We start from the raw sequence: 14168 nt of genomic DNA, 5'->3' as shown, positions 1-14168 counted from the left end.
AATCGCCGGAACGTCCGTAACGTTCGAAGGCCACCAAGCGGGAGGTTGCGCACGTGCTGCTCGAGGAGCTCAAGCCGGGTCTGCGGATCGACGGGGTCGTACCGGCGGAGGTCGTCACGATCATCGCCGCGCAGCAGCACGGTGCGAACGCGGTCGAGCTGACCTACAAGACCGCCGGGGGCATCCTCGACCAGCGGGTCGTCTTCCGCAAGGACGAGGTCAGGCTGAGCATCGCCCGCGGCGGGAGTCGCGCCTTCGACGCGAAGGTACCCGACTTCAAGCTGGTCGCCGAGGCTCAGCGGATCTCCCTGGCCGGCCTGTTCGACCCGATGCTCGCGGTGGCGACCAGTGACGTTCAGCCGCTCCCGCACCAGATCCGCGCCGTGTACGGGGAGCTCATGCCCCGCACACCGCTGCGCTTCCTGCTCGCCGACGACCCGGGTGCCGGAAAGACGATCATGGCCGGGCTCTACATCAAGGAGCTCCTGCTCCGCGACGACGTCAAGCGGTGCCTCGTCGTGGCTCCTGGAGGTCTGGTCGACCAGTGGCAGGACGAGCTCTACTTCAAGTTCGGCCTCCGCTTCGACCTGCTCACGAACCAGCTCGCCGACTCGCGGCTCCATCTCAACGTCTTCGAGAGCCACCCGCTCCTCATCGCCCGCATGGACCAGCTCTCCCGCAACGAGGACCTGAAGGCACAGCTCAAGGAGACGGACTGGGACCTGATCGTCGTCGACGAGGCACATCGCATGGGTGGCCACTACTTCGGCGGCAAGGTCGAGAAGACCAAGCGGTTCCAGCTCGGCGAGACGCTCGGTGGGATCACGCGTCACCTGCTCCTGATGACGGCGACTCCGCACTCGGGGAAGGAGGAGGACTTCCAACTCTTCCTCACCCTGCTGGACAGCGACCGGTTCGAGGGCAGGCAGAAGAGCAGCGTCGACGTCAGCGGGATCATGCGACGCATGATCAAGGAGGATCTGCTCACCTTCGAGGGCAGAAAGCTCTTCCCCGAGCGCCTGGCGGAGACCGTCCCCTACGAACTCACGGCGCTCGAGTACGACCTCTACGAGGACGTCACCCACTACGTCCGCGAGGGGATGAACCGAGCCGACCGGGTCGGCGGCACACGCAAGAACACCGTCGGCTTCGCGCTCACCGTGCTGCAGCGACGACTGGCCTCCAGCCCCGAGGCGATCCACAAGAGCCTCGTGCGGCGCACCGAACGCCTGGAGCGCAGGAAGCAGGAGATCCTCGACGGCACCTGCCGCGAGACCGTGCCCGCCGTCGACCTCGCCGGCCTCGACCACGGTGACCTCGACGCCCAGGAGATCGAGGAGATGGAGGAGGAGCTGCTCGACGCCGCGACGGCGGCGCGGACGGTCGATGAGCTCGACGCCGAGCTCATCGAGCTGAGGGCGTTGGTGCGGACGGCTCAGCGGGTGCGCGAGGCGGGCACGGACCGCAAGTGGACCGAACTGGCCGCCCTCCTGCGGGACCACGCGCTGGTGACGGACACCGAGGGAAACCCGCGGAAACTGATCGTCTTCACCGAGCACCGCGACACCCTCCACTATCTGCAGGGCAAGATCGGCTCCCTGCTGGGGAGAACCGATGCCGTCAAGGCCATTCACGGCGGCGTACGCCGGGCCGAGCGGCGTCAGATCACCGAGGAGTTCACGAAGAACAGCGACGTTCGGATCCTGCTGGCCACCGACGCCGCCGGTGAGGGCCTCAACCTGCAGGTCGCACACCTGATGATCAACTACGACCTGCCCTGGAACCCCAACCGCATCGAGCAGCGCTTCGGTCGCATCCACCGCATCGGTCAGACGGAGGTCTGCCGACTCTGGAACCTCGTGGCCTCCAACACCCGTGAGGGCGAGGTGTTCACGCGCCTGCTGGAGAAGCTCGACCAGATGCGCCAGACGTACGGCGGGAAGGTCTTCGACGTCCTGGGCGAGGCCTTCGCCGAGGTCCCGTTGCGCGACATGCTCCTCGACGCGATCCAGTACGGCGAGCAGCCCGCTGTCAGGAACCGGATGTACGAGGTCATCGACAGCACCGTCGGAGACGGCCTCAAGGGCCTCCTCGACGAACGCGCGCTCGCTTCGGAGCACCTCTCGGATGCCGATCTCCGCGTGCTGCGCGACACGATGGACGACGCCCGCGCCCGGCGCCTCGAGCCGCACGACATCGAATCGACCTTCAAGGACGCCCTCACCCGACTCGGCGGCCGGATCGTCAAGCGGACGCAGGGGCGTTACGAGATCACCCACGTGCCGCAGCACGTCCGCTCGGCGGGGAACGGCCCCATAGCCACCAGGTACGACCACGTCACCTTCGACCTCGGCCATGTTCGGCCCGACGATCGCGCCCACGTCGACCTGCTCGCTCCCGGCCACCCGCTGCACGACGCCGTCATGGCCGAAACCATCCGGAACTTCGGGGGGTCACTCAACCGTGGCGCCGTGCTCGTCTCGGCCGCTCTCGACGCACCGCACCTCCTCGTCGGGGTCGTCGAAGAGGTCACGGACGGCACCGACGAGTCGGTGGCCCGCAGGTTCTCCTACGCCTACGTCGACAGCCGCGGCGCCGTGCACCCGGCCGGCCCCGCGCCCTACCTCGACTGCGCCGCGGCGCCCGAGGGCGCGGCGGCCGACGCCGCACGCGCATGGCCCTGGCTCGCGGACGCCGAGGACAAGGCGACCAGCTGGATCATCGCCAACCGGCTTCCCGCGTACCTGGCCGAGGTCCAGCCCCGGCGACTGGCCGAGCTGTCCAAGACCCGGGAACTGGTGACCGAGCGCCTGACCTCGGAGCGTGAGCGGCTGATCCTCGATGCCGCGGCGGCCTCCGAGAAGGAACGGAGGGGCGAGAAGCCCAAGGAGTCCTCCGAGAGCCTCCACCGCAAGGCTGTCGAGCTGGACGCACGGCTTCGCGAGCGTCTCGCCCTGCTCGATCGGCAACAGCGGATGTCGACGAAGCCGCCACGGATCCTCACCGCGGCGCTCGTGTTGAGCGGATCCGAAGCACCCCGTGGCCGGTGACCCCCGGAAGGGACCCTCTAGGATGTCGGCCGCGCGCTGATGTCACATGCGGTTGACGTCACGCCGGGTCGTACCTCATGTGCAGTCCTGCGTCCGTGAGCCGGCCGACCGGATGCGGGTAGCTGTTCCTAGGGGGAGAACTTCGGTGTTCGGAATCATCAGGCCATGCCGTCATCGCCTCGGCGAGGGCTTGCGTACCGAGTGGATGGCGCACCTGTGCGGGCTGTGCCTGGCTCTGCGCAGCGAGTACGGTCAGTTCGCGAGGGTGGCCACCAACTACGACGGACTGATCGTCTCGGTGCTGACCGAAGCGCAGTCGGAGCGCACCGGGGACTGGCGGCGGGGTGCCGGTCCGTGCCCGCTGCGCGGGATGCGGTCGGCGGACGTGGCACAGGGTGAGGGCGCGCGGCTGGCGGCGACGGTGTCGCTGGTGCTGGCCGCGGCGAAGATGCGTGACCACGTGGTCGACGGCGACGGCTTGCTGGGGCGCCGCCCGGTGGCGCTGGCGGCACGCCGGATCGCCCACAACTGGGACCGCGCGGGAGTCGCAGGCGGCGAACGACTCGGCTTCGACACCACGCTGCTGATCGAGGCGGTCGAGCGCCAGCCGGACATCGAGCGCTCGACCGGACCCGGTGGCTCGCTGCTGGCGGTCACGGAGCCTGCGGAGACGGCGACCGCGGCCGCCTTCGCGTACACCGCGGTGCTCACGGGCCGCCCGGGCAACGCCGAACCGCTCGCGGAAGCCGGCCGTCTGTTCGGTCGGCTGGCGCATCTGCTGGACGCGGTGGAGGACTTGGACGCGGACGTGGCGTCCGGCGCGTGGAACCCGATCGCCGTGACCGGTACGGACCGTGCCGAGGTGCGCCGGCTCTGCGACGACGCCGTCCGTGGAATCCGATTCGCCCTGTCCGACGTCGCGTTCGTCGACGGACGGCTGGTGGGGGCGCTTCTGGGCGGCGAGTTGGAGCGTGCCGTCGATCGCGTCTTCGACCCTCGGCACCGTCACCAGCAGCACCGCGGCCAGGCGCGGGGTCCGCGCATGCTGCCCTGGCTGGGCCGCCGTACGGAGACGGAAACGCCCTCGGGGACCGGCACCGGCACGGGTGCGGCCTGCGGCGTAGGGCAGCTCGCGGGCGCGGCCCCGGAGGGCGGGGCGATGTCGGCGCACCGGTCGTCGGAGGGGCAGTGCCGGCGGTGCCGCGAGTGGGCTCGGACATGTCGCCATTGCGGGTTGTGCCCCAGATGCTGCCGCTGCGACGACGACTCCGGCGGGGATGAGGGCGAGTCCTGGCAGTTCGGCGACGGCAACCGCGGCGGCGGCTCGGGCCGGGACGGTTCCGGCGGCGACGGCTGGTTCGGTGGCCAGGGCGGCGGCGCCTCGGGTGGCTCCTCCGGCGGCTCGGGCGGCGGTCACGGATCCGGCGGCTCCGGTGGCTCCGGCGGTTCCGGTGGTGGCTCGGGTGACGGCTGCGGCGGAGGTGGCGGTGGCTGCTGCAATCCGTGCAAGTGCTGCTGCGACTGCTGCGACTGAACGACGGACGAGCCTGGTTCCCCGCCCGGCGGGGAACCAGGTGGCGAACTTCAGACCTTCGGAAGGCATGTCTCGGCCGTTGCGGGTCGGCAAAATGGTTTGAGCTCGGGCGGCGGCACCGACAGGATCGGAGAAGACCGATGAGTTCTTCCCGGCGCCGCAGTCTGTCAGTGTGACCGCCACGCGCGGAGGACACTCACCTGACGGAAGGCGCCATGCCCGCACCACAAGAAACGCCCACGCTCTCGCCCGCCCGCGTCACCACCGTGCTGCGGATTCTCGTGCTGTCCACGTTCGTCGTCCTCCTCAACGAGACGATCATGGTCAACGCGATCCCGCGGCTCATGCGCGATTTCGAGGTCACCGCAGCCGCCGCCGGGTGGCTGTCCACGGCCTTCATGCTCACCATGGCCGTGGTCATCCCGGTCACGGGGTGGTTCCTGCAGCGTGTGACGACCCGGACCGCCTTCGTCCTCGCCATGGCACTGTTCCTCGCCGGCACGGCCCTGGCCGCGGCCGCGCCCGCCTTCTCCGTACTGCTGGGCGCCCGCGTCATCCAGGCGAGCGGCACCGCCGTCATGATGCCGCTGCTCATGACGACGCTGATGACCCTCGTACCCCCGCAGGACCGCGGCCGTGTCATGGGCAACATCACCCTCGTCATCTCCGTCGCCCCCGCCCTCGGCCCCGCCGTCTCCGGTGTGCTGTTGCAGCTGGGGTCATGGCGCCTGCTGTTCCTGGCCGTGCTTCCCATCGCCGGAGCCATGGCCATATTCGGTCGGCGCAACCTGATCAACATCGGCGAGCCGCAGGCCACTCCGATCGACTGGTTGTCCATCCCCCTGGCGGCAGGGGGCTTCGGCGCCCTGGTCTACGGCCTGAGTGGGCTCGGTGCCGGGGACGCGACCCAGGCACCTGTGCCCCCGGAGGCCATCACCCTGGTCGGCGCCGTGCTGGTGGGCCTGTTCGTCTGGCGTCAGCTGGCACTGCAGCGCTCGTCCGCACCACTGCTGGACCTGCGTGCGTTGACGTTCCGGCACTTCTCCGTGGCGCTCGGTCTGATGTGCCTGTCCTTCATGGCTCTCATGGGCGCGTTCATCCTGCTGCCGATCTATCTGCAGGAGGTGTGCGGCCTGACCTCACTGCAGACCGGGCTGCTCCTCATCCCCGGCGGCCTGACCATGGGCCTGCTCGGACCGCAGGTCGGCAAGCTCTACGACCGCCTCGGCGCACCGCGCCTGGTCGTACCCGGAGCCGTACTCACAGCGCTCTGCCTCGGCCTTTTCGCCCTCACGGGTGAACAGACCTCACCGTGGCTGGTGCTCGCCCTTCACGTGGCCCTGAGCGCGGGCATGGCGTTCGTCTTCACCCCCGTCTTCACCTCCGGTCTGGCCGTACTGCCGCCGCACCTCTACCCCCACGGCTCCGCCATCCTGGGCTCGCTCCAGCAGGTCGCGGCGGCCGCCGGTACCGCCTTGGTCATCAGCGTCATGTCGGGACACGCCGCCACGGCAGCGGCCGAGGGCGCCGACGCCACCAGCGCGCTCGCCACGGGCGTCCGATGGGGATTCGGTATCGGCGCCGTGCTCGGAGCCCTGGCCGTGCTGGTCGCGTTGCTCATCCGCACCCCACCCGCTCCGCAGCAGCCTGCTGCGTCGCAGGCCCAGGACGAGGACGGCACCACGGTCGACAAGACCGCCCACACACCGACCTGACGTCCTGCTCCAATTCGGTCCGCCAACGGCGCCTGACGGGTGAAAGCCCAGGTCAGGCGCCGTTTTCGCGTGAGAAGCAGAGCCGTCAGGCTTGGCCTCGTACGGTCGGCGCGCACGAACAGCCCGACCCGGTGCTGTGTGACGCCGACCGACCCGCCACTCGTCTGGCGCTGAGGTTCCGAACGGACGTCGCGGAGGTTCACGTACGTGCCCTGTCCATATTCCTAAGATTCGACGGCAGAAGGGAAACCCGGGCTGTTCCTGGACGGGTACACACCAAGGACAAGAAGCTCGTGAAACAAGAGAAGTCCCGCCGCATGGCCGTCATCGCAGGCACCGGCGCCGCCATGGACATCCCCGACGGGGTGATCGGCAAGGCCCGGACCGGGCGGGCCCGGGCCCGTCGGATCAGGATGATCGTCCGCCACCGGCCCACCTCGGTGTCCGTCAGCGCCGGCAGCGCGCGCCACCTGCCTCCGGACAGCTCTGCTCCACCGGAGCCCGCTCGCCGCTGATCAGCCGGTTCCACGCCTTCTGCGCGCCGGGCTCGGATGCGGCCGAGCGAGGCCCAGGGGCGACCTGAAGAGGACCGTCCCGACTCTTCGGCCCCTTCATTACATGCAAGCAATCAGCTCTTCGATCGTCGAGGAGCCTTTTCCTGAAACCCGGTGGTCGGACAGTGCTGCCGTGGGAAGCGGAGACATGATGGGCCAGAGTCCTTATGACTATGACTATGTCGTTGTGGGAGCGGGGACGGCGGGGTGCGTGATCGCCTCCCGGCTTTCGGAACGCCCCGGCGTGCGGGTGCTGTTGCTGGAGGCGGGAGCCCGGGACGCGACCGGGGCGATGGCATCTCCTTGGGGATTCCTCGGGTTCGACCCGTCATCCCTCTGGCCGGGCGCCTCGACCGTGCAGGCCGGTACCGGCAGGGCCGCCGACGTGCTGCGCGGTAAGGCGCTCGGCGGATCGTCGAGCATCAATGGCCTCTACCACCTGCGTGGACACCGCTCCGGTTACGACGAATGGCCCGGACTCGGTGCTCCGGGCTGGGGTTTCGACGATCTGCTGCCCTCTTTCCGCCGCAGCGAGAGCACGCGCGGTCGTGACGCCTCCGTGCGGGGCACGGACGGGCCGGTCGTGGTCGCCCCGGTTCCGGAACCCCACCCCTTGGCCACGGCGGGCGTCGCCGCCGCCGTGCAGGCCGGGTTCACACGCGCCGACGACATCGGCGGCGGGCTGGAGACCGGGTTCGGGTGGAGCGACATGAATCTGCCCGGCGGCGCCCGCCAGAGCGCGGCCGACGCCTACATCCGCCCGTTCCTCGACCGACCGAACCTGGACGTCGTCACCGACGCGACCGTGCGACGGCTGCGCATCACCGCGGGCCGCTGCACCGGAGTCGAGTACACCCTGGGTGGCGAGCGCCTGTCCGTCGAGAGCGCCGAGGTCATAGTGACCGCGGGGGCCATCGGTTCCGCGCACCTCCTGATGCTGTCAGGGATCGGCACGGCACGACACCTCGGCGAACACGGCATCGGCGTCGTCGCCGACCTGCCGGGAGTGGGATCCCATCTGCAGGACCATCCGATGGCGGCAGTGGTGTACGAGGCCAGGCAGCCCGTACCGTTCGTTCCTGCCAACCCGCCGGCCGAAATGATGGGCCTGCTGTACAGCGACCCCGCCGCGGCCCGGCCGGACCTTCAGGTCTACATCGTCGCCGCACCGCTCCCGTCGGCATGGGGCCCGCCGCCGGCCAACGGCTACTCCATCGCCTTCTCCGCGATGGCTCCGCACAGCAGGGGCACCGTGCGCCTGGCGGACGCCGATCCCGCCGCCGCTCCCGTCGTCGACCCCGGCTACCTGAGCGACGACCGTGACCTGGAGGTCATGCGCAAGGGCCTGGCCGTGGCACGCCGCATCGGGGAGGCCGACGCGTTCGCCGAATGGCGCAAGCAGGAAGCGGTGCCGGGCTCCGGGACGAGCGGTGCGTCCGTGGAAGAGTTCATCCGCAAGGCCACCGGCCCCTACTTCCACTTCACCGGCACCTGCCGCATGGGAACCGACGCCGATGCCGTCGTCGACCCCGCGAACCTTCGCGTACACGGCATCGCCGGACTGCGGGTCGCCGATGCCTCGGTGATGCCGTCCATCCCCTCGGCCAATACCAACGCGACCGTCTACGCCATCGCCGAACGGGCTGCCGAACTGCTCGACTGAGCCCTCTTCCGCGCCCACGGCACTTCCACGACGCGCTTCATGCCCCCGTCGTCGCTGGGGCGGTGACGTGCGGTCGAGCGGCCGCCCCGGCCGCCCCGTCCGCACCGCCCTCCGCCGGCAGTACGTCGAGCACGGCGGGCTGGTTCGCATTCAATTGCATGCGAGTAATTCTTACCGTGCTTCACATGCATTTGAAGTTAACGATGGCGCCTTATAGCTTCGAGACGAAAGCGCGGGAAGCAACACGCAGTTCGGCCCCGACCGGCCTCATCACCCCTCCTCAGACAGGAGCACCACCATGTCCGGAACACTTCAGACCACCGACGCCGTCACCTCCGACGCCGACCTGCTCGACCACACCGCGACCGCCGTGCGCGCCGCCGGTGCCGTGCTGCGTGAGCGCTTCGGCGACGTGGTCCGCTACGAGACCCGCGAAGAGCTGATGCGCGCGCTCGCCGTCAACGACGACGCGGCCCTCGACATCCTGCGCCCCCGTCTCACGAGCCTGCGCCCGCAGGCCGGTTGGGTGGAGGACGAGTTGGACGGAGGGGCGCTGCCGCCCGGCGAGTGGTGGGTCGTGGACCCGGCCGAAGGCAACGTCAACCACCTGCACGCCCTGCCCGATTGGGCGGTGACCGCCACGCTCGTACGGGAGAACCAGCCCGTGCTCACCGTGGTCCACCTGCCGTTGACCGGCGAGACCTACACCGCGCTCACCGGCGCCGGCGCCCACCTCGACGGCCGGCCGCTGCACGTCTCCGGCGCCGCGGACCTCGGCCTGAGCATCGTGGCCACCAGCCAGGCCCGGCCGGACGAGGACGAGAAGGTCGTACGCCGCGTCGGCTCCTCGATCACCGCGATGCTCTTCGACGCGCTCGTCGTCCGCACCGCCGTACCCGCGACCCTGCACCTGACGAACGTGGCCGCCGGCCGGATCGACGCCTTCTGGCAGTTCGCCGGCGCCCGAGCGGATCTGCTGCCCGGCGCGCTGCTCGTCACCGAGGCCGGCGGACGGATCTCCGACGCCGAGGGCCGCCCCTGGACCCCGCAGAGCGACAGCTTCCTGGCTGCCGCGCCCGGCGTCCACGCCGAGGCCGCGGCCACGCTGACGCGCTGACGCGCTGACGCGCTGACGCGCTGACGCGCTGACGCGCTGACGCGCTGACGCGCTGACGCGCTGACGCGCTGACCCACCCCGCACACCACTACCCGTATCTACGCAAGGACCACATCACCATGACCAAGATCGCAGTTCTCGGAAACGGCCGCGTCGGCGGCAACCTGGCCGCAGCCCTCACCCGGGCCGGGCACGAGGTGACCGTCGCGGACCGCGCGCCGGGTGCCGCCGCCGACGCCGCCCGGACGGCCCGGATCGTCATCAACGCCACCCCGGGCGCCGGCTCCCTGGAACGCCTCACCGCCCTGCGCGAAGAGCTGCACGGCAAGATCCTCATCGACGTCTCCAACGCCACCACCGACGGACCGGACGGACTGCCCGCCGACCTCATCCACCCCGGCTCGAGCCTCGCCGAACAGCTCCAGGCGGCACTCCCGGAAACACACGTCGTCAAGACGCTCAACACCATGCTCTTCCCGGTGATGACCGCGCCGGCCACGCTCACCCAGCCGCCGACCGCCTTCCTCTCCGGCGAGGACCCGCCGGCCAAGCAGGCCGTCCGCGAACTCCTCGTCGACCTCGGCTGGCACAAGGAATGGATCACCGATCTCGGCGGGATCCGGACCGCCCGCGCCACGGAGGCCGCGATTCTGTTCGTCCCGCACATCATCCGGTCCACCGGATTCACCCCCTTCGCGATCTCGATCGCCCGCTGACCGTCGAGCCGCGCACGTTGCAGGCGACCGGAGCCGCTACCGGCAGGGACGGTCCCGGTGGGACCCGATCGCGGCGGGCGCGGCCCGATCCGGTCGCGGAGTTGACGTCGACATGAGGTCGTCACACATGAACTCTTCTGAACATCAGAGCGCCGGCGTCCAGGTCGACGTCCCGGTGCGACAGGCCGATCTCGGCCGAGACGGCTCGGCAAGCACGATCGGCATGGCCCGCTGGCTGGAAGACGCCCGGATCCGGCTGCGGCTGCACCGCTTCGAACGCCTCATCGGCGAGGGGAGGTTCGGCCCGTTCCGGATACTGCTCGTCGGTCAACACATCAGCCGGCTCGCTCCGGCCGGACCGGTCGGCACCCGCGTGCAGGTGCACACCGGCGTGCGGCGGGTCGGGCGCTCCTCCGTCACCTTCGAACAGGAGATCACGGTCGGCGACGAGCGCGTGGGCCGTGGCGACGCGACGATCGTGCTCGCCGACGACTCGGGGTCGCTCCAGCTTCCCGACGAGCTGATCGCCGATCTCGACGAGATGCGGCTACCGGAGACAGGGGCGCCAGGAAGCTCGGCCGCCACCCGTCTGCGCCCCGAGCGCCTGCACCGTGCCCACTACTCGTACTGGGCCCCGCTGCGTTCCCGGATCGGCGACGTCGACTCCAACCAGCACGTCAACTTCATCGCACTGGCCACGTGGTACGACGAGGCCGTCGCCGCATACACCTCGGACTCGATCGGGACGACTGCCGGGGGCTCGGTGCCGGATCTGTCGCCCTGGTCGTACCGGATCCAGTATCTCGGTGAGGTGACCTACCCGGGCGACTACGAGGTCGCGCTCACGGTCCGTTCCGTCGACACCGGTTCCGTGCACTACGAACTCGGTGTCTTCCGAGGCAGCACCTGCCTGGGCGTGGCCGACGCCATCGGCCCCCACGGCGAACTGCCCTCCCGCCGCTTGCAGTTGGTTCCGGCGAAGCTCTGACCGAGGCGGCGAAGAAGACCCCGGCCGTGGCCGGTCGGAGCCCTCGCGCCCGCCGAACTCCGCAATGTGATCCGCTCATAGGAAGATGGGCACGGTGTCCACATGAGTGATGGCGTCGTCCTGCGGAACACGACCACCGCAGGACGGCGTCGGAGCGACGCATACGAGAGGATCGCAGAGGGATGCACGGTACTGGAGCGGAGGTCCACGGCGCGCGCGGGGTGTTCGCAGTGGACTCCACCGCCCCGGGCTCCGCACCGCGTGGGCTCGACGTCTTCCGGCGCGGGTGGGAGACGCAGGTCGGCGACGATGTCTTCCAACTCCCGGCCTTCAGCTCGGACACGATCGGTGACTTCCGGGTCAAGGGCAACGTGGCCAAGGTGCACGGCGCGGCGATAGCCGATCTTCACGCCGCGTCGGCAACCCGGACCGCGGACGTCCCGGGCGGCGATCAGGACCTGGTGGCCATGTACGTCGTGCGGCGCGGCGCATGGACTCTGGGCGGCTCGCCCGGTTACGGCGACCGGACCGTGTCGGCCGGGCAGTTCCTCGTCCGGCACCTCGGGAGCCTGACCGCCTTCGAGACGTCGGCGCACCTCACGGCGAAGTTCCTCGTCCTGCCCCCCGGTGAGCTCAAGCCCCTGCTCGGGACCCGAGGCATCACCGGGCCGGCGGACTCGGCCGAGATGCGCTTGCTGACGGCCCTGACCGACATGATTCACACGACCGTGGCCGACCTCGGCCCGGCCGGTGTGGTGGCTGCCGAAAGCACCCTGATCGAGCTGACCAAGGCGGTGGCGAAGGGCCGGTTCGACGACGTGGAACCCCGATTGGCTCCCGCGCTCACCCAGGCGGCCAAGGACCTCGCGAACCGTCGGCTCGCCGATCCCGAACTCTCCCCGGTGATGCTCGCGCGTGAACTCAACGTCTCCGTCCGTACGCTGCACCGTGCGTTCGCCGCGGTGGGTGAGCAGGTGACGACCTACATCCGCCACCGGCGACTGCATGAGGCCCGGCTCGCCCTTGCCGCGCCGTCAGGGCGCCTGAGCATCTCGGAACTCGCCGCACACTGGCAGTTCGCGGACGGCAGTCACTTCACCCGAGCCTTCAAGAAGCACTACGGTCGGACCCCCACCGAGTACGCCCGCTCGACCCGAGCAGCCTCGCCCTCGCCGAACCGGCCCCCGCCGGAACGGGAGCCGGCCGAAAGCGCGTGCGCCTGCGTCGACAGGTGACCCTCATTCGAACTGGCCAGGGGAGGGCAATTTCCCGTCTGTGAGCCTGGCTTGACGGTCTAGAAGAAGCCGAGACGCTTCGGTGAGTACGAGACGAGCAGGTTCTTCGTCTGCTGGTAGTGCTCCAGCATCATCTTGTGGGTCTCGCGGCCGATGCCCGACTGCTTGTAGCCGCCGAAGGCGGCGTGTGCCGGGTACGCGTGGTAGCAGTTCGTCCAGACGCGGCCCGCCTGGATCGCGCGGCCCGTGCGGTAGGCCGTGTTGATGTCCCGGGTCCAGACGCCCGCGCCCAGGCCGTACGCCGTGTCGTTCGCGATCCGTACCGCGTCGTCGAAGTCCTGGAAGGAAGTCACCGACACCACCGGCCCGAAGATCTCCTCCTGGAAGATCCGCATGCGGTTGTCGCCCTCGAAGATGGTCGGCTCGACGTAGAAGCCGCCCGCGAGGTCGCCCTCCAGTTGCCGGCGCTCGCCGCCCGTGAGGATCTTCGCGCCCTCGCGTCGGCCGATCTCCACGTACGACAGGACCTTCTTCAGCTGCTCCTCCGAGGCCTGCGCCCCGATCATCGTGTCCGTGTCCAACGGGTGCCCCGGCACGATCAGCTCGGTGCGCGCCACGGCCGCGTCGAGGAACTCCCCGTACCGGCCCCGCTCGACCAGCGCCCGCGACGGGCTCGTGCACACCTCGCCCTGGTTGAGGGCGAACATGGTGAAGCCCTCCAGGGCCTTGTCGCGCAGGTCGTCGTCCGTCGACCAGATGTCGTCGAAGAAGAGGTTCGGGCTCTTGCCACCGAGTTCCAGGGTGACGGGCTTCAGGTGCTCGGCCGCGTACTGCATGATCAACCGGCCGGTGGCCGTCTCCCCGGTGAAGGCGATCTTCGCCACCCGCGGGCTGGACGCGAGCGGCTTGCCCGCCTCCTCCCCGAAGCCGTTGACGATGTTGACCACGCCCGGCGGCAGCAGGTCCGCCACCAGGCTCAGCCAGTAGTGGACGGAGGCCGGGGTCTGCTCGGCCGGCTTGAGGACCACCGCGTTGCCCGCCGCCAGCGCCGGGGCCAGCTTCCACACCGCCATCAGGATCGGGAAGTTCCACGGGATGATCTGCCCGACCACGCCCAACGGTTCGTGGAAGTGGTAGGCCACGGTGTCGTCGTCGAGCTGGCTCAGCGCGCCCTCCTGCGCGCGCAGGGCCCCCGCGAAGTACCGGAACTGGTCCACGGCCAGGGGCAGGTCGGCCGCCAGGGTCTCGCGTACCGGCTTGCCGTTCTCCCAGGTCTCCGCGACCGCGAGGGCCTCCAGGTGCTGTTCCGTCCGGTCCGCGATGCGCAGCAGGATCGACGACCGGTCGGCGACCGACGTCCGGCCCCAGGCGGGCGCCGCCGCGTGGGCCGCGTCCAGCGCCCGCTCCACGTCCTCGGCCGTGCCCCGGGCGACCTCCGTGAAGACCTGGCCGTTGACGGGGGAGGGGTTCTCGAAGTAGCGACCGCGGGCGGGCGGGACGTACGCGCCGCCGATGAAGTGGTCGTACCGGGGCGCGTACGACATGAGCGCCCCCTCGGTTCCGGGCGCAGCGTAGCGGGCCATGGTGTCCTCCCCT

General features: G+C 70.0%; 11 protein-coding genes. 9 read left to right on the top strand and 2 right to left on the bottom strand.

The genetic code is table 11. The features are described 5' to 3' along the window. The first annotated feature begins 53 nt into the window (after positions 1-53). The 5 genes from OG624_RS06445 to OG624_RS06425 all read left to right on the top strand — a co-directional run bounded on the left by OG624_RS06445 (position 54) and on the right by OG624_RS06425 (position 8516). The gene (locus OG624_RS06445; protein WP_371639212.1) at positions 54-3050 is read left to right on the top strand and encodes a helicase-related protein; all 2997 of its coding nucleotides are present in this window, start codon (positions 54-56) and stop codon (positions 3048-3050) included. Positions 3051-3240: 190 nt separating this feature from the next. Continuing rightward, positions 3241-4584 (top strand): DUF5685 family protein, encoded by a 1344-nt coding sequence (locus OG624_RS06440; protein WP_371639211.1) that lies wholly within the window; start codon positions 3241-3243, stop codon positions 4582-4584. Between the two features lie 215 nt (positions 4585-4799). After that, on the top strand, positions 4800-6299 hold the full coding sequence (locus OG624_RS06435; RefSeq protein WP_326747511.1) for a DHA2 family efflux MFS transporter permease subunit: 1500 nt from the start codon (positions 4800-4802) through the stop codon (positions 6297-6299). Positions 6300-6592: 293 nt separating this feature from the next. Next, positions 6593-6814 (top strand): hypothetical protein, encoded by a 222-nt coding sequence (locus OG624_RS06430; protein WP_158711948.1) that lies wholly within the window; start codon positions 6593-6595, stop codon positions 6812-6814. Positions 6815-7004: 190 nt separating this feature from the next. Further along, entirely contained in the window at positions 7005-8516 is a 1512-nt protein-coding gene (locus tag OG624_RS06425) for a GMC family oxidoreductase (RefSeq protein ID WP_442759691.1), read from the top strand. A gap of 37 nt (positions 8517-8553) precedes the next feature. On the opposite strand, the gene OG624_RS06420 is transcribed toward OG624_RS06425, so the two are convergent. Further along, the gene (locus OG624_RS06420) at positions 8554-8676 is read right to left on the bottom strand and encodes a hypothetical protein (protein ID WP_371639210.1); all 123 of its coding nucleotides are present in this window, start codon (positions 8674-8676) and stop codon (positions 8554-8556) included. Positions 8677-8814: 138 nt separating this feature from the next. Between OG624_RS06420 and OG624_RS06415 the strand changes: the two genes are divergently transcribed. The 4 genes from OG624_RS06415 (at position 8815) to OG624_RS06400 (ending at position 12572) form a co-directional block, all read left to right on the top strand. Then, a complete protein-coding gene (locus OG624_RS06415; protein WP_371639209.1) occupies positions 8815-9633 on the top strand; it encodes a 3'(2'),5'-bisphosphate nucleotidase CysQ in 819 nt (272 codons plus the stop codon). 119 nt (positions 9634-9752) lie between these two features. Continuing rightward, entirely contained in the window at positions 9753-10349 is a 597-nt protein-coding gene (locus tag OG624_RS06410; protein ID WP_033225480.1) for an NADPH-dependent F420 reductase, read from the top strand. Positions 10350-10476: 127 nt separating this feature from the next. Further along, entirely contained in the window at positions 10477-11337 is an 861-nt protein-coding gene (locus tag OG624_RS06405; protein ID WP_371639208.1) for an acyl-CoA thioesterase, read from the top strand. Between the two features lie 182 nt (positions 11338-11519). Then, positions 11520-12572, top strand: coding sequence for a helix-turn-helix domain-containing protein (locus tag OG624_RS06400; RefSeq protein ID WP_371639207.1), 1053 nt, complete (start codon positions 11520-11522; stop codon positions 12570-12572). A gap of 59 nt (positions 12573-12631) precedes the next feature. On the opposite strand, the gene exaC is transcribed toward OG624_RS06400, so the two are convergent. Beyond that, the gene (gene exaC / locus OG624_RS06395) at positions 12632-14155 is read right to left on the bottom strand and encodes an acetaldehyde dehydrogenase ExaC (RefSeq protein WP_033225473.1); all 1524 of its coding nucleotides are present in this window, start codon (positions 14153-14155) and stop codon (positions 12632-12634) included. Positions 14156-14168 lie beyond the last annotated feature (13 nt).

This window comes from Streptomyces virginiae, from assembly GCF_041432505.1.
Lineage (GTDB): Bacteria > Actinomycetota > Actinomycetes > Streptomycetales > Streptomycetaceae > Streptomyces > Streptomyces virginiae_A.
This window is presented reverse-complemented; position numbering and strand designations above follow the sequence as displayed.